This is a genomic window from Methylomonas defluvii, assembly GCF_033949435.1.
GTDB lineage: Bacteria > Pseudomonadota > Gammaproteobacteria > Methylococcales > Methylomonadaceae > Methylomonas > Methylomonas defluvii.
On sequence record NZ_JAXARY010000001.1, the window covers coordinates 377,198 to 397,292 of the forward strand.

The window sequence follows — 20,095 nt, forward strand, 5'->3', positions numbered from 1 at the left end:
CTATGTCCCAAGTGCCAAGCATTCAGGCCCGCTTGCGCCTGGCTTACGACCAATTTGATTTGGATGTGGATTTGCAATTGCCTGCCAGCGGTGTGACGGTGCTGTTCGGTCACTCAGGTTCCGGTAAGACCACCTTGCTGCGTTGTATTGCCGGCTTGGAACGGCCAACGCGGGGCTTTTTGAAAATCGGCGACACCCTTTGGCAAGATAGCGAGCAAGACTTTTTTCTGCCCACCCATAAACGTAATCTGGCGTATGTGTTTCAAGAGGCCAATCTGTTCCCGCATCTGTCGGTGCGCGGCAATCTGGATTATGCAGTGCGACGCTTACGAACCAAGGACCGGGCATTTTCCTTAGAGCAGGCCATTGACTTGCTGGCGATAGGGCCCTTGCTGGACCGCTTGCCTGCCCGGCTATCCGGCGGCGAGCGGCAGCGTGTAGCCATTGCCAGGGCCTTGGCCGCCAGCCCGGATGTGTTGTTGATGGACGAGCCGCTGGCCTCGCTGGACGAGCAACGCAAGCAGGACATCCTGCCTTATTTGACCGGCTTGCATCAGAATCTGCAAATCCCGATTCTGTACGTCACCCACTCCTTGCAGGAGGTCAATCAACTCGCGGACCACCTGCTGGTGATGAAGGCCGGTAAAGCCTTAGCCTGCGGGCCGCTGGCGGAAACCCTGACTCGGCTGGATGGGCCTATGGCTTTGGATCGGCAAGCGGCCAGCGTCTGGCAGGGTAAGTTGATCAGCCACGAAGCCGAGTATCATCTCAGCCATGCCGAATTCGCCGGTGGCAGCCTGAGTTTGCCGTATTTGGATATGCCGGTCGGCAGTCCGGTCCGGATCAGAATTTACGCCCGCGACGTCAGTATTACCCTGCAACCGCCGGAAGCGTCCAGCATCCTGAATATTCTGCCGGCCAGGGTGCTGGCGCTGAGTGCAATGGGCCAGGGCCAAACGGTGGTGCAACTGGCAGTCGGCGACGAGGTGCTACTGGCGCATATCACCCAAAAATCGGCGATGTTGTTAAACGTGCAGCCCGGCATGGCCGTTTATGTGCAAATCAAGGGTACTTCCATCGTTCGGTAGGCATTTCCGCTCACTTTTACGGTTCGGCGTTTCGCAGCGCTGATTTGTTCATCACCGTCGTTCCCGTCCGAACCGGAACCCGGAACATTCAAAGCTCAGGATCTTCGCTTTCGCAGCAATGACGCCGCAATCAGCGCAGCCTTAGCGCGGAGCCGATTACTTGTCGCTGGCGCGCAATTTTGCCGCATGAAATGTGATAGCCCTCAAAAAACGCAATGAATTTTTCGATGTTGGCGCATTGCAGACCCTTTATCGGCATTTAGCGACTATCTTGTAAACTGTTTGCCGGAGAGGGTATCGCTGGATGGATAGCCGACGGCCCCCCGCGTCAAAATAGTTGTCACCTCAAAATAATAAAAAAATGAAAGCAAAGATATGGCTTGATGGCCGGTATCAAATACAAGCGACGAATCGATTAAACCTGTTTCTGTTCGGTATGGCGCTTAACGTCAATCTTCTCGGTAGTGCGGTAGCCGACAACGCGCCGGATATCGAAGCTTTTTCCATCAACGAACTGATGCAAATGGAAGTGTCGTCGGCGTCCAGAAAGTCGCAGACCGTATCCGATACCGCGGCGGCGGCGTTCGTGATCAGTCAGGAAGACATTCGCCGTTCCGGTGCCACCAGTATTCCCGACGCACTTCGCCTGGCGCCCGGCCTTGAGGTAGCGCAAATCAACGCCAGTGTCTGGGCGGTTACCGCGCGCGGCTTCAATAGCCGTTATGCCAATAAATTGCTGGTACTGATGGATGGTCGCAGCGTTTATACGCCGCTGTTTTCCGGGGTATTCTGGGATTTACAGGATACGCTGATGGAAGACATCGAGCGTATCGAAGTAATCCGTGGGCCGGGTGCGGTGATGTGGGGCGCCAACGCGGTAAACGGCGTGATCAATATCATTACGAAGAAGGCCAAGGACACCCAAGGCAATCTGTTTGTGGCGGGCGGCGGCAACCAGGAACGCGGGTTCGCCGGTTACCGGCACGGTGGTCGGATCGGCGACGACGGCAGTTATCGGGTGTATGCCAAAACCTTTGAGCGCGATACCTTTGTTAACGCAAGCGGAGAAAGGTTGCACGACGACTGGCGCTCGGTGCAGGGCGGTTTTCGTATCGACGACCGGATATCCAATGACAGCCGCTACACCGTGCAAGGCGATGTTTACCGCAAGACCATAGGTAATACCGTGGTACCGCAAACCGTGTTGCCGCCGTTTAACCGCGAGTTCAATTTCGACGACCATGCCGATGGCGCCAACCTGCTGGCGCGTTGGGAAGGCAATTTCAGCGACGGTTCTGAATTCATGCTGCAAGGCTATTATGACCGGGTCGCTTTCAGCGCTGCAGCGCTGTCCGACAGTCAAGATATGTTGGATATCGATTTTCAGCATCGCCTGCATCCCAATGCCGACCACGATTTGATGTGGGGCGCCAGTTACCGGTTTATTCACAGTACCACGGTCAATACCTCGGCCATCGCCTTTACGCCCAACAGCTTGGGTTACCACAACGGCAGCGTCTTCGTGCAGGACGACATCACGTTGATAGACAACACCCTGCGCTTGACGCTGGGTACCAAGTTGGAAGAAAGCCACTTTGGTAATACTCAAGTGCAGCCCAACGCCCGTTTAATGTGGACGCCGGACCAAGTGCATTCGGTATGGGCTTCGGTTTCTAGGGCGTCGCGGACACCGGCGCGCGGCGAAGCCCAGGCCAATGTGGGGCTGGGCGGCGTGCCGACCGGTTTGCCGGCGCCTTTCGATCAGATTCAAGTCATCGCTCAGCCCAACCCCAATTTGCGCGCCGAAAAAATCTTCGCCGCCGAAATCGGTTACCGCACTCAGTGGACCGAAAAATTCTCCACCGATATTACCGCCTTCAGCAACCATTACAGCGATTTGGTGCTATTCCGCCGTGGGGAGTTGGTAGGGCTCACCCAGTCCTTGATCTGGAGTAACGCCCAGCAAGATTTCACCACGCGCGGCATCGAGATCGCCAGCGAATGGCATGTGTTGGATTGGATGCGCTTCAGCGGCAATTACAGCCATCTGAAAATGGAAATTCCCCAGGACCCGCTCAATCCGGATATTGCCGGATTGAGCCCACGCCATCGCGGCTCCTTACGCTGGCAGATGGATTTGCCGGAAAAAATCAAGCTCGACTTTACGCTGCGCCACGTTGGCCGCTTGCATTCCACCAGCCAGGCGGTGCCGGCCTACACCACCTTTGATGCCAGACTGGCTTACGAACCCTATAACGGCGTGGAGTTCGCCGTCATCGCCCAAAATCTGTTCTCTCCCAGCCATCCGGAATATAAAGATTCATCCGCGCTGTCCTTGCCCAGTAGTGCTGTGGAAGTGCCGCGCTCGATCTACGGCAAACTCAGCTGGCGCTTTTGATTTTTCAACCCGTAAAGAGTATCGACCATGCGTAAGCTCTGGAAAAAATTGCCCTGGATTATTGCCGGGATTGTGTTGATTGTCGGCCTGCTGAAGCCGCCGTTATTGCCTTGGCTGCTGTTAGTATTGACCGTGCTGGCGTGTTTATTTCTGCCGCGCCGCGGGCTGATCGGTCCGGTCGAATTGCCGGCCGACGATGCCTTTTTACCCAGTGAACAAGTGCAGTGGTGGTATTGGACCGGGCATTTATTCACCGACGACGGCCGCCGCTTTGGCTTTGAAATTGTGTTTTTCTCGTTCGACAGTTTGGTGATTTTTCGCGATCAGCTGGTGCAGGCGGCGGTTACCGATGTGAATGGTCAACGTTTCTCGTTTGAAGAGTTCGTCGAGTTTCATTTGCCCAATCGAACCCCCAACGGTTTCAACCTGACGTCCGGCGCCGACAATAAAGTTACTGCGGTCGGTGGCGATGGCCATGATCGATTGCATGCGCAAGTCGGCGACTATGTGCTGGATTTGGAGCTCAATGCCAGCCAGCCTCCGGCGCTGCATTACGGCGGCGATCCCCACCCTTACCGTTTCGGCGGTTACACTTACTATTACTCGCGGCCGAAAATGGCGACTACCGGCACTATCAGTATCGGCGGCCAGACTTTTCAAGTCACCGGCAACAGCTGGTTCGACAGACAATACGGCGAACTCTATCAAGCCATTCTGCAGGGTTGGCAATGGTTTGCGATTGAACTCGATGACAACCGGCAAATCATGTTGTTCGACTTCAAGGGCAGCGACACGTCGGTCGAAAAATCCGGCTCGATTACCGATGCCCAAGGGCAAACGGTCACGCTGGCGGCACACGAATTTACGGTTACCGTGCTGGGCGAATGGGTCAGTCCGAATACCGGCTGTACCTATCCTTCCGGTTGGGAAGTCGAGGTGCGCGGCGAAAAATTTACCGTGCAGCCTTTGGTGCTGGACCAGGAATTACACGCGCAGCATACTCTTTGGGTGGGGCCGACATACTGGGAAGGTGCGTGTAGCGTAGCCGGTGCCGCCGCCGGAAATGCCTACGTAGAATTGAACGGTTTTTGCCGTTGCCCCGGCAGAGGCGGTTAAACTATTAAATCATTCGACATCAAGCCTAGAAACGCAAGCCGGTCCCCGACAAGACTACTGGGGTTTGCGTTTCTACTTTCACAAACTTGATTGCCGGCTTCCGCCAAACCACATCGTCGTAAAGCTACCCGGACGGTTCTTAACCAAAACCCGATGCAAAAAGGATCTCGCATACATTCCGAAATGGCCGGACAGAAACGTTTAGCTGACGCGATGGGCGTGATGCGGGGTATTGTCAAAAACTATCTGCGCCCGCGTTTTTTCGCGCCGCAATCCAGACGCTATCTGGCGCGCCAATGGGTTTTCGCCTGTCTTTGCCTAGTGGTGCCAGGCTGGCAGGTATTGCCGGCCGCCAGCCTGTCGGAGGCGCAGATCAAAGCCGCCTATCTCTACAATTTTGCCAAATTCGTGGAATGGCCCGCCGACGTATTGCCGCCAGGCGCGGACATTTTGTTGTGTGTGGTCGGCAATAGTGTGCTGGACAGCGAGTTGCAAGCCCTGGACGGACGCAAGGCCGGCGAACGCATTTTGCGGTTTGTCCAACATAACAATACCGATCCCGATTTGACTACTTGCCATCTGTTGTTTCTCGGCAGCTCCGAGAAATCTCACTTTGTGGTGACCTTAAAAGCACTAGGCGATGCGCCGGTGCTGACCCTATCCGACATCGACGACTTTGCCGAAAAAGGCGGCGGTATCAGCTTGCTGTTTCGCGAAAACAAGGTGGTATTTGAAGTGAATCTGGAACCGATTCGTAACGCCCGGCTGCATTTGCCCGGCCAACTGTTGAATATTGCCGCCATTGTTTACGGGAGATAGTGTGATGCGTGTGTTGCCCAATTTTGCCGACTGGTCTCTGCGGCGCAAACTGGTGTCCATCATCATGTTCAGTTGTGCGGTATGCCTGTTCGTCAGTCTATCGGTGATGGTGGTTAGTTCGGTGGTGAGCCGCTATCGCAGCGTATTGCACGAATTGTCCAGTTTGGCGGACGTGTTGGCCGAAAACGGCCAAGCCGCGTTGGTGTTTGCCGATAAATCCGAAGCCAGCCGTTTGCTGGAGTCGTTGAAAGACCGGCCGGAGCTGTATGCGGCCTGGATGGTGTCTGTCGATGGCAGCGTACTCGCTTCATGGAGCCGGGGAACGGCGAATATTGATGTACCCAGTGACTTTCGCCGGCCGTTCCGTGAACTGCGCACCAACTTCTGGAGCCGGCGCGCCGAGCTATTCACGCCGGTGATCAAAAATACCGAGTTGGTCGGTTATGTGTTGTTGCAAGCCGATTTCACCGCGCAATGGAACGATCAACTGGTCGATTTAGGGAAGAGTTTGGGGGCGGCGGGGCTGGCGCTGATATTGGTTTATCTGTTGGCAATCCGCTTGCAGCGCATCATTTCCAGACCGATTGAGGAGTTGGCGACGGCCGCGCGGCTTATCGCCGAGGATAAAAATTACACTTTGCGGGTGGCGCAGCGCGACCGAGACGAGATTGGCGATTTGGTGCAGGCGTTTAATACCATGTTGGGCGAGATCCAATTGCGCGATGAAACCCTTACCGGGCATCGCGACCGCCTGGAAGCCGAAGTGGCGCAGCGTACCGAAGAATTATTGCAAGCCAAAGACGAAGCGGAAGCGGCCTCGCGTTCCAAAGGTATGTTCCTGGCAAATATGAGTCATGAAATCCGCACACCGATGAACGCGATCATCGGTTTGTCGGATTTGGCCTTGAACAGCGATCTGTCGCCCAAGCTGCGCGATTATCTGCGGAAAATTCACACCTCATCGCTGGCCTTGCTGGGGATTACCAACGACATTCTCGATTATTCCAAGGTCGAAGCCGGCCGCATGGAATTGCAGGCCGAAGCGTTTAGTTTGGAGGATGTGCTGGAGAATGTGCTGAATCTGTTCATCGTCCGCGCCGAGGAAAAAGGCTTGGAACTGGTGCTGGAACTGGATTCCGCTTTGCCGCCGCGCTTGATTGGCGATGCGTTGCGCTTGGGGCAAATATTGAACAATCTGGTTGGCAATGCGGTGAAATTTACCGAGGCCGGGGAAATTCATATCAAAGTTTCCCAGTTGGCAAAAACCCACGGCTACTCCACTTTGAGTTTTTCGGTACGTGATACCGGTATCGGCATGTCTGCGGAGCAGCTCGAGCATTTGTTTCATGCCTTTACCCAGGCCGACGGTTCGATTACTCGCCGCTTCGGCGGCACCGGGCTGGGATTGACCATCAGCAAGCGGTTGGTGGAAATGATGGGCGGTAATTTAGCCGTGCAGAGCCAGCTTGGCGAAGGCAGCCTATTCGAGTTTACGCTGCTGCTGCCGTTTCCGTCCGAGCAGAAAGCCCGACAAATTCCCGGCCATCTGCAAAGCATGCGGGTGTTGATCGTCGATGATTTGGACATTTCCCGGCAGATGTTGCGCGATATTTTGCTGGCCTGGGGCTTTCAGGTCGAGGAAGCGGCATCCGGCGCACAAGCCTTGGAAGCGCTGCGCGCGGCCAACGACGCTGATCGGGACTTCGAATTGGTGTTGCTGGATTGGAAAATGCCCGGTCTGGATGGTGTGCAGGTCACCAGGGAGATTCGGGAGATGGTGCGCCGCACCGAAATCCGCAGCGCCCCGGTCGTGATTATGGTGACTGCCTTCAGTCGTGAGAAATTGTTAAGTGCGGCCGGCGATGCAGTACCCGATGATATTTTGGTCAAGCCGGTGATGCCATCCACCTTGCTGGAAGCCTTGACGCGCTTGCAGGGCGGCAACCCCGAGCAAGGCAATGAACAAAGCCGGCCGCTGCTGGCGGGTATGGCCGCTTCGATACGCGGGGCGCGCATTTTGTTGGTGGAGGATAACGAGGTTAACCAGATGGTAGCCCGGGAATATCTGGAAAGCTCCGGCTTGCGCGTCACTGTAGTTAACAACGGCCGGGAAGGGGTGGAGGCGGTCAGGAAAAATCGTTACGACGCGGTGCTGATGGACTTACAAATGCCGGAGATGAGCGGTATCGAAGCGACCCGGCTGATCCGCCAGGATGCGCGGTTTGCCGATTTGCCCATCATCGCCATGACGGCAGCGGTGCAGGAGCGTGAGCGCAACGATTGTTACGCCGCCGGCATGAACGATCATATCGGCAAGCCGGTGTTGCCGCAGACTTTGATGGCGGCCCTGTTGCGCTGGATAAAGCCGTCCGAACGAAGTGTGTCGGTCGAGCCGGTGCTGCCGAAACCGGAGTCTATAGTCTCCGGCTTATCCAGGGAGCTGCCTGGATTCGATATGGGGTATATTCGGATTATGATTGGCGAGGACAGCCATAAATTGCAACTTTTGTTCGAGTGCTTTCGAGATAAATTTGCCGATACCATGCAACGCCTGAGAGCGTTGCATGGCGCCGGAAAAACCGAGCAGGCGGTTGATTTACTGCACAATTTGAAGGGCGCAGCCGGCGTGCTTGGCGCTGTAGAACTGAGCCGGGCCGCGGCGAATCTGGAGGAAGCTTTGCATGTCGGTATGCCGTTTGACGCTTGCCTCGCCGCATGCGAGGCCAGTCTGACGGCCACCCTGAACACGATTGCCGATTTCACCGCTATGGGCGCCGTTGCCGAGCTACAGAATCAAGCCGCCGATTGGTCGGCGGCAGACGAGTTGGCCGGCCAGTTGCGCGACTTATTGGAAGGTAGCGATTTTGTCCCCAATGACTTGATCGAGCAATTGAAAGCCGCGCTACCTTGTCCGGAAACCCGGTTACTGATAAAAAAAATAGAAAAACAGGTCGGCAATATCGATTACGGTCAGGCTAAAGTGACCTTGGCGGAGTTGCTGGCCTTGATAGCGTCACAGCGACAAAACAGAGGATAGTCATGACTGCCGAAATCTCCAAACCCTTGATTTTGATCGTAGACGATACACCGACCAACATTCAGGTGTTGGCGGAAAATTTGATCGACGAGTATCGCATCAAGGTGGCGGTCAGCGGCGAGGCAGCCCTGGAGGCCATCGACCGGCAAGGTCCGCCCGATTTGATCCTGTTGGATGTGATGATACCGGGCATGGACGGTTATGAAGTCTGCCGGCGTCTGAAAAGCGACCCGCAAACTGCGGCAATCCCGGTGATATTTGTGACGGCTATGAACGCGGCGACCAACGAAGAATACGGGCTGAATTTGGGGGCGATGGACTACATTACCAAGCCGTTTTATTTGCCGGTGGTTAAGGCGCGGATCCGCAATCATATCCGCCTGAAACGGATGACGGACATGTTGGAAGCGATGGCCTGGATGGATGGCCTCACTGGTATACCCAATCGGCGGCGCTTCGATCAGGTCTTGGAAAACGAATGGAAGCGTGCGCAGCGCAATCAGTTGCCCTTGGCTTTAGTGATGGTGGATGTCGATTATTTTAAAGCCTATAACGATTGCCACGGCCACGGCGCGGGCGACATTTGTCTGCGGCAGGTGGCCACCATATTGGCGGCTTCGGTGAGTCGCTCCGGCGATTTGGTGGCGCGTTACGGCGGGGAGGAGTTTGTGATGCTGATGCCGGAAACCGACATTGAAGGCGCGCAGCGCGTATCCGAATTGCTGTGCCGGCGTGTTGAAGCGCAGCATATTTCACATACCCGCTCCAGCGTTTCGCCTTGGGTGACGATTAGCGCCGGTTTTGCGGTGGTGGTGCCGGCGCTGCAACAATTGCCGTCCGAATTACTGGACGAGGCTGATCGGCAGTTGTATTTGGCTAAAGAAAACGGTCGAAACGGCGCCCGCGGAAGCTATTCGACCGTTTAGCTCGGCCGCTTGTTCGCTGGCCGAGCTGCGGGATTTGTTTTAAGCGGCCACAGCCGAAGCTTGCACCGATTGCAGGAAATCCTGGCAGTCGGCGTTAATCAGTTCAAAGCCCATTTTCGCGCTAAAGCGTTTTTCCTTGTCGGTAGGGTTTTTTCTTAAAAACCAGCCTCTATGTTCGTCGGCGCCATAGGTGATGTCGCTCATCACCATCCGCTCGGAATCGCGATTGAGCGGCAAACCCAACAACAGGTATTTTTTGCCTTTGCGGTACTCCTTTAAAAAGTCCGGAATCGCGAAACCGCCCATCAGCTCGGTGATGTAATCCACATAGTCGGCATCGGAGGCGATGTAATTGGCTTCGGGTTTTGGCGTGCCCATCGGTTTAAACAAAATCGGCAGATTTCTATCGACTTGTTCCTGCGGAATCTCGAAATATTGGCTGCCGTCGTAATGATAAATTTTGAAGCGAAAGGCGGTAGCGACGATGCGGGCTACGCCGACAATCAAGGTGTGTTCTTCGTCGGCATAACTGTCTTGCAATTGGGTATCCCGATTAATGTCGATCACATATTTGGGCCGCCATTCTTTCAGCCAGTCGTGCATCGATGCGCGGGTGTATTGAATTTGTCCGTAGGTTTTGTCAAGAAACTGCGATACATAGTTGCGGCCGCGCTTCAGTTCCTGGTTCATCGCTGCGCGCGGAAACTCGTACATCAGTTTCGGCGCCATCGGTTTGCCGCCGTTCATCGCCAAAATCAGGCTGTCGCTGTCGGCGGGCATCGGCTCTTGCGTCAGTTTGCTTTTGGCGTCGAACACCGCTCCCGGCCCCAGATAGGGAATGACTTGGTTATCGTACAAACCGCTTAGAATTTCGGAAAATACCGTATTTGACATGGTTGGCCCCAACTAAAAATGAAAAGTAATGCTTAGCCGAAGCAAAATTCAATCCACTTTAGCAGGATGGGTCACCAAGCCCCGATGTGGCTGAGATGTGGCCCGAGTGGTCAGTCGGAGATTAAGGTAACAACCGTACGAATTGGCGGTGATTTGTCGTAAGCCCGACAATTGCCGCTGTTGCCGGGGTAGTGCGCTAATGCCAGCCGCCATACTGGGTGGTAGGATCGCCGCGAAAACCGGCTGTGGTTTTGTTGGCATCCGGCACATGGGCGGTACTTTCCGCGGCTTGCACCATATTGTTATGGGTATAACCGCCCATGGCCTTGGCGTGTTTGGCAATGGCTGTGGTCGTGGGGTTGATGTCGTATTTGCTGGCGTCGGGATGGATCACCACGCTGATTAATTGCGCGTCTTTCGGCGCGTTGGGGGCAGGCGTGTAACTGAGAACGACCGGAAGCTCGGTGCCGGCGGGTACTTGAATTTCATAGCGCTGGCTATTGTTGAGCTCGGTACTGGCAAGCGTTTTTCCGTTTTCGGACAGTAAGCTGACGGTGCCGGTTTTGAGCGGTCCGGCGTTGTCGCTGACTGCACCGAGCAATGATGTGGTTCGCAGGGTTTGTTTGACCGCGGCCTTGCCTGAAGTGCTTGATTTTGCTTGGTCCTGGCCGCAACCGGACATTATCGGCAGGCTGAGGCAGGCGATCAGGGTAAGTGTGAGTGTGGTCGGGTTTTTCATCGGTATCTCCGTCGGCTTTAGTTAAAGATACCCGCTAAACCGACCACCGACAAGTGGGCTTTACGCGCCATCAATCGACATTGGGCGCTCATATAGCAGTTGAATAAAGCCGCTAAGGCCGTTATAGTTGCCCCACTTTTATACTTGTAAATCAATGCTATGCCATCATTCGACATCGTTTCAGAACTCGACAGCCACGAAGTAACCAACGCAGTGGACCAAGCCAATAAAGAAGTCTCCACCCGGTTTGATTTCAAAGGCTCCAATGCCTGTTTCGAGCAGCAGGAAGACAGCATCCTGATGAAAGCCGAATCGACCTTTCAACTGCAACAAATGTTGCCGATTTTGTATGCCAAAATGGGTAAACGCGGTATCGATATTTCCAGTTTGGAAAGCGGCAAGATTCAGGATACCGGCAAAACCGCTCAGCAATCCATCACCTTGAAGCAGGGTGTGGGTAGCGATCTGGCGAAAAAAATCGTCAAGTTGATCAAGGATAAAAAGCTCAAAGTGCAGGCCGCGATCAATGGCGATAAGGTGCGCGTGACCGGTAAAAAACGCGACGATTTGCAGGAAGTCATTCAAATGTTGCGCATGGAAGATCTGGAGCAGCCTTTGCAATTCAATAACTTTCGGGATTAGTCCTCACCATTACGCCGACGAGCTTATCCGGCGTTGCGGCTATGGTGCCGCGGGTGTGGATTCCTCAGGGAGTTTTCAGTTAAATTCTCTCGGTTGGCACAAGGCGTCCGGTAAGCTAATGATGTTGGTTGACGGACGCTGAGCAACATAAATTTGGTCGGGACTTGGTTAAAGCTATCGGGGGCGCGCGATATGAAAACGGTAATGATTGGTCAAAAAGTACCGCCCCTATCGGTTTCCGACTGGGTGCAGGGACAGCCTGTCAATTTCGAACAATTGCTTGGACAAGTCGTGTTGGTGGCGGTGTTTCAAGTCAACTGTCCCGGCTGTTTCTTGTCATGTCTGCCGCAGGTGTTGGCGTTAAAACAACGTTATGCCGAGCGCGGTTTGACCGTACTGGGGCTGGCCACCGCCTTTGAAGACTTCGATAAAAATAATCTGCAAAATCTAAAACGTTTGGTTGAGACCGGTGAGGTGATCGGCGAAACCTTGCGGGTCTTAACGGAGCGAGGTCTGCTGCAGGACGGCAAGTTGCCGTATCGTATTGATTTTCCGGTAGCCATGGATAGATTGACCAAGCGCGAATTCGGCAGTATCGAAAGCGAAATTGACGCTTTTATCAGCCAACGCTTGAGCGATTTGGAACAAGACATCGGCTTACGCCAACCGCATGTGCGAGCGCAGGTAAAACAATATTTACAAACCCTGGATTATCATGCCGAAACCTTCGAGTTTTTCCAGTTACAGGGTACCCCGTCTTATATTCTGGTTGATAGAGCAGGCTTGCTGGTTCAATGCAGGTTTGGTGCGTATCCCGATCTGGAAACCGATATTCTCAAGCTGTTGTAGTTCCCGTTCCGGCTCCGTAGGACCGTACTACCGGCGAATGCCGCACCCGCTCTTTCGTAAGGTGCTTTAGACGAAGCAGTTACAAATTTGGCGACTGCTTGTGACGAAATCTTAAGGCGACATCCGTGTCTTGTTAACGTTTTTTAGCTAGCCTGACACGCCGTTTTAGGCAGCGTTAAGCTGGGGTGTAGCAATACTGTATTAAGCGATTGTTTTGCGACGCAAACCCATCAGGCCAGCCAATGCCGAGCCGAATAACCAAACCGCACCGGGAACAGGCACTGCGGTAGTTCCGCCTTCAATAAACGGTGTAAATACCAGACTTTGTGATGACTGTTTTTTCTCGATCAATGCAGAATCACCCACATTGAAAGCTTCGGCGGTCAAGTCGTTTTGAATCCTGACGCGCACATCCGCGTTACCCCATGCGATAGGGGTATCCAGTGTTGCGGTAGCCGACCAAGTGCTTAGCGGGCAGCCGGACGATGTGGCGCATGAGTCTGTCAGCGGGCCGGCGGAAAAGTTGGTCGCGATATGATCCACACCATTCCACAGATTGGTTAAACGCAATTGACCGGATGCATCGACCGAAGGTGCCAGGGTGACGCTACCGGAGCGATTGACCAGGCGGTAATCACCGTTTTCCACCAGGCTTACGCTGCTTAAACTTTGATCCGCATCGGGTCTAATATCGAACTGCACATTGCTGTTGGCGAAGACCGTGCCCTGAGTACCGGTTGCTTGGGCTTTAAAATTTAACGGCGAGAATAAAACGCTCTTGCCGTCGCCCGATAAAGTCGGCGCGCCAAACAAGCCCAGATTCGTATCGTCATAGATGGCCGTAAAGCCGTTGCCGTCCAACGAAATTAATGCCGCCGAGGCATGCCCGCTTAACATTGAAATAACCCCGGCGCTTGCCAGGAACAAAGTCTTGATTTTCATAGGATCTCTAAATAATTCATGAATAGACAAGGTAACGAGCCGCCACAATAGCTTTACCTATTGGCTTATCGAAGCGGGTTAAAGTTTGCTGGCCGCATTATGTTTGGAGTTTGTCTAATGCGTTGCCGCGTCCATTGCCAGCTACCTGCTACCCGTCTTTGGTCGAGATAAGCTCGAATAAAAACAAAGTCATAGGCGTCTTCCTGGGAATTCTGTTTTAGCGACCTAGCAGAGTTCCGGTCGGTGCGCAATCGTACGAATTGTCTAAGTCAAAACAGTTACCGGTCCGTGAAGGTTTGAAGAAATGTATTACAAAGGTATTCTGCCCATTGATGGATGGCGGTACTGAAAGCCTGAGGCTGGCCTTTGTTTCACTGATACCAAACTGCTTCAGCGACGGAACATAATGCCAACCTATACCTAACAATTCAGGTCATGGTATGGTTGCGCGACCTTTTTATCCTTGTCGCTTTTTCAGGAAACGCCCATGACCGAACCCTTGCTGATTGCCAAATCCCAGACTGCCGAACTGTGTCTGCTGCCGAGCATGGCTAACCGCCACGGCTTGATCGCCGGCGCCACCGGCACCGGCAAAACCATCACCTTGCAAACCTTGGCCGAGGCGTTTTCGCAAATCGGCGTGCCGGTATTCATGGCCGACGTGAAGGGCGATTTATCCGGCATCAGCAGGACGGGGGGCGGCAATGCCAAAGTCGAGGCGCGGCTGGCTGAGTTGGGGTTAGCCGCCGACTATGCGGCGATGCCGACGTTGTTTTGGGATGTGTTGGGTAAAAAAGGCCATCCCTTGCGCTCGACGGTGTCGGAAATGGGGCCGCTGTTGCTGGCGCGGATGCTGGATTTGAACGAGGTGCAGAGCGGCGTCCTCACCGCGGCTTTCAAAATCGCCGACGACAACGGCTGGTTGCTACTGGACTTGAAGGATCTGCGGGCCTTACTACAATACGCTTCCGAGAATGCTTCTGAGTTGTCCGGTGAATACGGCAGCATTTCGGCGGCCAGCGTCGGCGCTATTCAGCGCGGCTTGTTGCAACTGGAACACGAAGGCGGCGAGAATCTGTTTGGCGAGCCTGCGTTGGATTTTAACGACTTTCTGCAAACCGACGGCGGCCGGGGCGTGATCAATATTCTGGCGGCCGACACGCTTTATAACTCGCCGCGCGTCTACGCCACCTTGCTGTTGTGGTTGTTGTCCGAGTTATTCGAGAATCTGCCGGAGGCTGGGGATCTGGACAAGCCTAAATTGGTATTTTTCTTCGACGAAGCGCATTTGCTGTTCAACGACGCCCCGGCCGCGTTGCTGCAAAAAATCGAACAAGTGGTGCGTTTGATTCGTTCCAAGGGCGTGGGCGTGTATTTTGTCAGTCAAAACCCGCTGGATATTCCGGACGTGATTCTCGGTCAACTTGGCAACCGTGTGCAACACGCCTTGCGGGCGTTTACCCCGCGCGATCAAAAAGCCGTGAAAGCGGCGGCGGAAACCTTTAGAGCCAATCCGGACGTGGATGTCGAAACGGCTATCACCGAACTGGGTGTGGGCGAAGCCTTGGTATCCTTTCTGGATGAAAAAGGTACGCCTTTGCCGGTACAACGAGCCATGATTAAGCCGCCAAGCTCCCATGTCGGTGCGGTCAGCGAGGCCGAGCGGCAGGAATCGATCAATACTTCCGTCATCGCCGGCCATTACGAAAAACAGGTAGATCGCGAATCGGCCTACGAAATTCTGAAAGGCCGCGCGGAAAAAGTCGCGCCGCCCGAATCTGCCAGCGAAAGCGGCGATTCCGGATCCGGCTTCAATTGGGGCGAAGTGTTATTGGGCGGCGTCGGTGCCGCCACTAAATCCCGGCGCGGCCGCAGCAGCGGGCAAAGCGTGCTGGAAGCGGCCGCGAAAAGTGCCGCGCGCAGCATCGGCCAGGAAGTAGGCAAGCAAATCATTCGCGGGGTGTTGGGCTCGCTGTTGGGCGGCCAGCGCTAAGGCCCAAAACATTGCTGACATAACGCTGTCAGGAGGGCTGTTTTAGGATGACGGCTCTTTTAACCACAACGAGGAAACGCATCATGATGAACAATGTAGCAACTTGGTTTGAATTGCCGGTGACCGACATGCGCCGAGCCCAGGACTTTTACCGTAGTGTATTCGACGTCTCATTCAAGGAAGAAGAAATGGGGGCCTATCAATTGGCAATCTTTGAAGCCGAGGAAGGCGCGGTCAGCGGTATGCTGGTGCTGGGCGAGCATTACCAGCCCAGCGCGACCGGGGCGGTGGTGTACTTCAACGGTGGCGCCGACTTGAACGAGCCGCTGGCTAAAGTCGAGTCGAACAGCGGTAGCGTATTGATGCCAAAAACGCCGATTCACGACGGCGAATGCGGTTATTTCGCGATGTTTCTCGATAGCGAGGGCAACCGCGTCGGCGTTTATTCCAAAGCTTAATCCCCTCCAGGACGGCGGCCAAGCGCTTGGCCGCCCTCTAGCCCATGCGTCGAGCCGATCGCCTGTTTCAAATCGTCCAAATCCTGCGTAACCGGAGGTTGGTTACCGCCAAGGCGCTCGCCGAGCGTCTGGAGGTTTCCGAGCGCACTATCTATCGAGACATCCAGGTGTTAAGCCTGTCCGGTATTCCTATCGAAGGCGAGGCCGGTGTCGGCTACATGCTGCGCCATAGTCTGGATATTCCGCCCATCATGTTCAGCGCCGCCGAACTGGAAGCCTTGGTCATCGGCGCGCGGATGGTGAAAACCTGGGCCGGCAAGGAGCTGGGCCATTCCGCGCAGTCGGTGCTGGACAAGGTGACGGCAGTGGTGCCGGCGGAGTTGCGCGAGCAATTGGAGCGCAGCAAATTGTTCGCTCTACGTTTTTCGCAGCGTGAAGATTTGGATGTGACCATGGATATTTGCCGCAAGGCGCTGGACGGTAAGCGTTTGCTGTCCATGGATTATCGCCGTGCCGACGGCACGTTCAGCCAGCGGCGGATCAAGCCGCTGGGCTTATATTTTTGGGGCAATGTCTGGACCTTGGTGGGCTGGTGCGAACTGCGCGGCGATTTTCGTAATTTCCGGCTGGATCGCATCCTGCGGGCGCTGGTGCTGGACGAAGTGTTTACCGACGACGCCGGCCAAACCCTACAGGATTTTATTCGGCGGATGCATTGCTCTCCGCAGTGATTCTAATCGGTCGTTAGATCTGGAATATTAGAGCTAAAATGCAGTTTATCTGCAGAAAGCCTTGTGATTGGCTATAGTATTGGGCAATAACGCTATCTAATTGCGAGTTTTCTGCATGCTAATCGAATTTTCCGTTACTAACTTTCGCTCCTTCCGCGAGAAACAGACTTTTTCGATGGTCGCGGCACCCAGATTGCGGAAACGTGAAAATGTGTTCAAACCTGCCGTCAAGGGTGAAAAACTGCCGGATTTACTCAAAGTGGCTGCGATTTATGGGCCGAATGCATCGGGTAAGAGCAATTTGATTAAAGCGTTGGATGTGGTTCGCGAGGTGGCGTCACGGCAACCCAGCGCAAATCCAACGCCTCTTCCAGTGGCACCATTTCGTTTCGATTCAGAATTGATAGGTGAGCCTAGCCGGGTTGAGATGCATTTTATTTGCATGGAACAACGTTATCAATTTGACTTGGCCTTGACTTCAGAGCGTGTTATGGAGGAACGCCTATGGGCGTTTATAGATGGGAAAGAATCGTTGCTCTATGAACGTCGTTACTTGAATTTTGCCGAAGAATACACTTTTGGAAAGCAATTGCAGGGAGAGAAGGAGCTACACAATTTATGGCGTAAAGCAACTGGACCACAGATGTTGTTCATAGTCCAGGCGGTAGCAAACAGTAGTGAAGAGTTTAGTCAATTACGGAGGCCGTTGCAGTGGCTGCGCCAGCCTAATTTAGTAGACTGCAGAAACATGGAAGCCTTGATAACTACCAGTCAAAATCTTGCAAATTTGGCTCCTGGGTACGCGGATGATCTTTCCATTTTTCTCAATGAAGTCGATGTGCCGGTGACAAATATTCGATTCGAACAATCAGAGTTAAGTGAACTGGAAAGTGTTTTTGGTATAGGGCCGGGAGGTAGGTCTAAACGTAAAATGGTGTTGACACATGAAACTGCGTTGGGAACAGCAGAATTTGATTTTCACGACGAATCGGATGGCACCAAAAATTTAGTCGGATTTTGGTTGCCCTGGCATCTAAATATGCCACCAAATTTAAATCAATTAGGCGTCCCTTTGGTAGTTGATGAATTTGATAGCAGTCTGCATCCTGAGCTCGTTGCTTCACTAGTTGCAAAATGCATTCATGCTGAATCGCCTATACAGCTTATCTTCACCACCCACGACACCCACCTAATGGATACAAAAATATTACGCCGCGACCAATTCTGGCTAACCGAGCGCGATGCCAACGGCGCAACCCAACTCCGTTCCATTCACGATTTTGAAGGCCGAGAAGGTGAGGATCTCGAAAAGCGTTATTACGAAGGTCGTTACCGTGCTTTGCCGATAATTCGCCGAAGTTAAAATGTCTCGTAACGCCGCGTCTTTTAATCGGAGCAAGCCGCGTTTCAAACCGCAACCGACTGTCTTGGTGATTTGCGAAGACAGCAAGTCCGGTAAGCGTTACTTGGAAGATGCCTGTGGGTATTTTCGGGTAAAGGTGCAAGTCGAAATCTGTCACTGCGGTAAAACCGACCCGTTGAATATTGTCAATGAAGCGATTGGCAGAAAAGGCAAGTGCGACCGGGTGTTTTGCGTGATAGACCGCGATACCCACGCCAACTTCGAAAAAGCGTTGGACGTAGCGAAAAATCAAGCAAAGATTGACGCGATTGTTTCCTATCCCTGTTTTGAGTTTTGGTTGTTGCTGCATTTTGGATACAGCCGAAAGCCGCATTCGCCTGACTCATTGCTCAAGGATTTATGCGCTTATCCTGATTTCGTGGGCTATGACAAAGGCAGTGATCGAAATATTTTCCGGAGCCTGGAAAGCCGGCTTCCTGATGCTAGACACTTCGCGCCAAAAGTCTTAACCGAAGCACACGATAGCGGCGAAATGAATCCGAGCACTCGCCTGCATGAATTGCTGGCGTATTTCGAAGAATTATCTCAACCGCAAAAAATTCGTTAAATTCAACTTATCTCAATATCCCATGACAACAATCAACATCCAACAAATGATGGCCGATAGCGGCGTGGCGTTCGGCACCAGCGGCGCGCGCGGCCTGGTTAGTCAAATGACCGGCGAAGTCTGCGCCGCTTATACGCTGGCGTTTATCCAAGGTTTAAATCTGGCGCGGCCCGGCCAAAAAATTGTTTTGGGTATGGACCTCAGGCCATCCAGCCCGGAAATCGCCCAAGCTTGCGTGGCCGGCATCCGCCAAGCCGGTTGCGACGTGGATTTTTGCGGGGTGTTGCCGACGCCGGCGCTGGCTTTGTATGCGTTAATCAACGGTCTGCCGGCGATCATGGTCACCGGCAGTCATATTCCATTCGACCGCAACGGCATCAAGTTTTATCGGGCCGATGGTGAAATCAGTAAGGCCGACGAAGCGGCAATGACCGGTGCGACGGTGAATGTGCAAGACGTGACGGCTGAACTGCCCGCTGTTAATCCGGCGGCGCTGACGCAATTTCGGCAACGCTACACCAGTTTGTTCGCTGATGATTTGTTAAACGGCTGGCGGGTTGGCGTCTACGAGCATTCCAGCGCCGCCCGCGATGTGTTGAAGGAAGTTTTGGCCGAGTTGGGCGCCGAGGTAATTGGCCTGGAACGCACCGATACTTTCGTGCCTATCGACACCGAAGCAGTCGGCGAGGCGGATCGGCAGCGCGGCCGCAACTGGGCCGCCGAATATAAGCTGGATGCCTTGATCTCTACCGACGGCGACGGCGACCGGCCCTTGATCGGCGACGAAACCGGCGAATGGCTGCGCGGCGATATTGTGGGTTTGCTGTGCGCGAAATTTTTGGGAGCCGATACGGTAGTGACGCCGGTGAGCTGCAATACTGCCATCGAAGCATCCGGCTGGTTCAAGCAAGTGGTTCGCACGCGGATTGGCTCGCCATACGTGATTGCCGGTATGGAGCAAGTGCCAAGCGGCGGCGTAGCCGGCTTCGAGGCTAACGGCGGTTTCCTGGCCGGCAACGGTTTGTCGGTAAACGGCAAAACCTTGGCGCCATTGCCGACTCGCGATTCATTGCTGCCGGCCCTGGCTTTATTGGCGATGGCGAGCACTCAAGGGGTGAAATTATCGGGGCTTCTGCAAGGTTTGCCGCAACGTTACACTGCCAGCGACCGCATCCAGGCGTTTCCGGTCGCCAATAGCCGGGCCTTGCTGGAACGATTGCAAGCCGATGAGACCGCTTATCGCGGGCTATGGGGCGACACGCTCGGGGCTCCGGTTAACCGCGATACGACGGACGGCCTGCGCTTGACCTTCGCCAACGGCGAGATCGTGCATCTGCGTCCCTCCGGCAATGCGCCGGAATTGCGTTGCTACGCCGAGGCCGACGCTATGGCGCGCGCGGAAGAGTTGGTGGCTTTGACGTTAAAACGGATTGCCGGCTAGCGGTTAATCCGCCGTTAAGTTTCCTTGTAGTATTGTCTAATCTCGATAATAA

17 protein-coding genes are annotated in these 20,095 nt (G+C 54.1%); 14 read left to right on the forward strand and 3 right to left on the reverse strand.

The genetic code is table 11. The features are described 5' to 3' along the window. Positions 1–11: 11 nt before the first annotated feature. The 6 genes from modC (at position 12) to QLH52_RS01755 (ending at position 9,384) form a co-directional block, all read left to right on the forward strand. Positions 12–1,088, forward strand: coding sequence for a molybdenum ABC transporter ATP-binding protein (modC, locus tag QLH52_RS01730; RefSeq protein WP_425256937.1), 1,077 nt, complete (start codon positions 12–14; stop codon positions 1,086–1,088). A gap of 361 nt (positions 1,089–1,449) precedes the next feature. Next, positions 1,450–3,486 carry a TonB-dependent receptor plug domain-containing protein gene (locus QLH52_RS01735; RefSeq protein WP_319960349.1) on the forward strand — a complete coding sequence of 679 codons (2,037 nt, stop codon included), beginning with the start codon at positions 1,450–1,452 and terminating at the stop codon, positions 3,484–3,486. 27 nt (positions 3,487–3,513) lie between these two features. Further along, on the forward strand, positions 3,514–4,602 hold the full coding sequence (locus QLH52_RS01740) for a lipocalin family protein (RefSeq protein ID WP_319960350.1): 1,089 nt from the start codon (positions 3,514–3,516) through the stop codon (positions 4,600–4,602). 153 nt (positions 4,603–4,755) lie between these two features. Next, a complete protein-coding gene (locus QLH52_RS01745) occupies positions 4,756–5,421 on the forward strand; it encodes a YfiR family protein (RefSeq protein ID WP_319960351.1) in 666 nt (221 codons plus the stop codon). Positions 5,422–5,425: 4 nt separating this feature from the next. Next, positions 5,426–8,458 carry a hybrid sensor histidine kinase/response regulator gene (locus tag QLH52_RS01750; protein ID WP_319960352.1) on the forward strand — a complete coding sequence of 1,011 codons (3,033 nt, stop codon included), beginning with the start codon at positions 5,426–5,428 and terminating at the stop codon, positions 8,456–8,458. 2 nt (positions 8,459–8,460) lie between these two features. Continuing rightward, the gene (locus QLH52_RS01755; protein ID WP_319960353.1) at positions 8,461–9,384 is read left to right on the forward strand and encodes a diguanylate cyclase domain-containing protein; all 924 of its coding nucleotides are present in this window, start codon (positions 8,461–8,463) and stop codon (positions 9,382–9,384) included. A 39-nt stretch (positions 9,385–9,423) separates the two neighbouring features. On the opposite strand, the gene QLH52_RS01760 is transcribed toward QLH52_RS01755, so the two are convergent. Together QLH52_RS01760 and QLH52_RS01765 are read right to left on the reverse strand one after the other, a co-directional pair. Then, entirely contained in the window at positions 9,424–10,278 is an 855-nt protein-coding gene (locus QLH52_RS01760) for an SIR2 family protein (RefSeq protein WP_033156019.1), read from the reverse strand. 196 nt (positions 10,279–10,474) lie between these two features. Further along, positions 10,475–11,017, reverse strand: a complete 543-nt coding sequence (locus QLH52_RS01765) for a hypothetical protein (protein WP_319960354.1) — start codon at positions 11,015–11,017, stop codon at positions 10,475–10,477. Positions 11,018–11,176: 159 nt separating this feature from the next. Between QLH52_RS01765 and QLH52_RS01770 the strand changes: the two genes are divergently transcribed. After that, positions 11,177–11,659 carry a YajQ family cyclic di-GMP-binding protein gene (locus QLH52_RS01770; RefSeq protein WP_319960355.1) on the forward strand — a complete coding sequence of 161 codons (483 nt, stop codon included), beginning with the start codon at positions 11,177–11,179 and terminating at the stop codon, positions 11,657–11,659. Between the two features lie 192 nt (positions 11,660–11,851). After that, entirely contained in the window at positions 11,852–12,508 is a 657-nt protein-coding gene (locus tag QLH52_RS01775) for a thioredoxin domain-containing protein (RefSeq protein WP_319960356.1), read from the forward strand. Positions 12,509–12,709: 201 nt separating this feature from the next. Here QLH52_RS01775 and QLH52_RS01780 read toward each other — a convergent pair whose 3' ends face one another. Continuing rightward, positions 12,710–13,450, reverse strand: coding sequence for a hypothetical protein (locus QLH52_RS01780; protein WP_319960357.1), 741 nt, complete (start codon positions 13,448–13,450; stop codon positions 12,710–12,712). A gap of 487 nt (positions 13,451–13,937) precedes the next feature. On the opposite strand from QLH52_RS01780, the gene QLH52_RS01785 reads away from it, so the two are divergent. From QLH52_RS01785 to QLH52_RS01810, 6 genes are all read left to right on the forward strand, one after another. Then, on the forward strand, positions 13,938–15,443 hold the full coding sequence (locus tag QLH52_RS01785; protein WP_319960358.1) for a helicase HerA-like domain-containing protein: 1,506 nt from the start codon (positions 13,938–13,940) through the stop codon (positions 15,441–15,443). Between the two features lie 83 nt (positions 15,444–15,526). Further along, on the forward strand, positions 15,527–15,901 hold the full coding sequence (locus QLH52_RS01790) for a VOC family protein (protein ID WP_319960359.1): 375 nt from the start codon (positions 15,527–15,529) through the stop codon (positions 15,899–15,901). Between the two features lie 44 nt (positions 15,902–15,945). Next, positions 15,946–16,632, forward strand: a complete 687-nt coding sequence (locus QLH52_RS01795) for a helix-turn-helix transcriptional regulator (RefSeq protein ID WP_319960360.1) — start codon at positions 15,946–15,948, stop codon at positions 16,630–16,632. 115 nt (positions 16,633–16,747) lie between these two features. Then, the gene (locus tag QLH52_RS01800) at positions 16,748–17,995 is read left to right on the forward strand and encodes an AAA family ATPase (protein ID WP_319960361.1); all 1,248 of its coding nucleotides are present in this window, start codon (positions 16,748–16,750) and stop codon (positions 17,993–17,995) included. Position 17,996: 1 nt separating this feature from the next. Then, complete coding sequence (locus tag QLH52_RS01805) at positions 17,997–18,602, forward strand: RloB family protein (protein WP_319960362.1); 606 nt, start codon at positions 17,997–17,999, stop codon at positions 18,600–18,602. A 22-nt stretch (positions 18,603–18,624) separates the two neighbouring features. Beyond that, complete coding sequence (locus QLH52_RS01810) at positions 18,625–20,043, forward strand: phosphomannomutase (protein ID WP_319960363.1); 1,419 nt, start codon at positions 18,625–18,627, stop codon at positions 20,041–20,043. Positions 20,044–20,095 lie beyond the last annotated feature (52 nt).

Coding starts and splice junctions, on each gene's coding strand:
- QLH52_RS01750 (WP_319960352.1), top strand. CDS start 5,426: ATGCGTGTGTTGCCCAATTTTGCCGACTGGTCTCTGCGGCGCAAACTG.
- QLH52_RS01790 (WP_319960359.1), top strand. CDS start 15,527: ATGATGAACAATGTAGCAACTTGGTTTGAATTGCCGGTGACCGACATG.
- QLH52_RS01770 (WP_319960355.1), top strand. CDS start 11,177: ATGCCATCATTCGACATCGTTTCAGAACTCGACAGCCACGAAGTAACC.
- QLH52_RS01760 (WP_033156019.1), bottom strand. CDS start 10,278: ATGTCAAATACGGTATTTTCCGAAATTCTAAGCGGTTTGTACGATAAC.
- QLH52_RS01755 (WP_319960353.1), top strand. CDS start 8,461: ATGACTGCCGAAATCTCCAAACCCTTGATTTTGATCGTAGACGATACA.
- QLH52_RS01785 (WP_319960358.1), top strand. CDS start 13,938: ATGACCGAACCCTTGCTGATTGCCAAATCCCAGACTGCCGAACTGTGT.
- QLH52_RS01780 (WP_319960357.1), bottom strand. CDS start 13,450: ATGAAAATCAAGACTTTGTTCCTGGCAAGCGCCGGGGTTATTTCAATG.
- QLH52_RS01795 (WP_319960360.1), top strand. CDS start 15,946: ATGCGTCGAGCCGATCGCCTGTTTCAAATCGTCCAAATCCTGCGTAAC.
- QLH52_RS01775 (WP_319960356.1), top strand. CDS start 11,852: ATGAAAACGGTAATGATTGGTCAAAAAGTACCGCCCCTATCGGTTTCC.
- QLH52_RS01805 (WP_319960362.1), top strand. CDS start 17,997: ATGTCTCGTAACGCCGCGTCTTTTAATCGGAGCAAGCCGCGTTTCAAA.
- QLH52_RS01735 (WP_319960349.1), top strand. CDS start 1,450: ATGAAAGCAAAGATATGGCTTGATGGCCGGTATCAAATACAAGCGACG.
- QLH52_RS01800 (WP_319960361.1), top strand. CDS start 16,748: ATGCTAATCGAATTTTCCGTTACTAACTTTCGCTCCTTCCGCGAGAAA.
- QLH52_RS01765 (WP_319960354.1), bottom strand. CDS start 11,017: ATGAAAAACCCGACCACACTCACACTTACCCTGATCGCCTGCCTCAGC.
- QLH52_RS01810 (WP_319960363.1), top strand. CDS start 18,625: ATGACAACAATCAACATCCAACAAATGATGGCCGATAGCGGCGTGGCG.
- QLH52_RS01740 (WP_319960350.1), top strand. CDS start 3,514: ATGCGTAAGCTCTGGAAAAAATTGCCCTGGATTATTGCCGGGATTGTG.
- QLH52_RS01745 (WP_319960351.1), top strand. CDS start 4,756: ATGCAAAAAGGATCTCGCATACATTCCGAAATGGCCGGACAGAAACGT.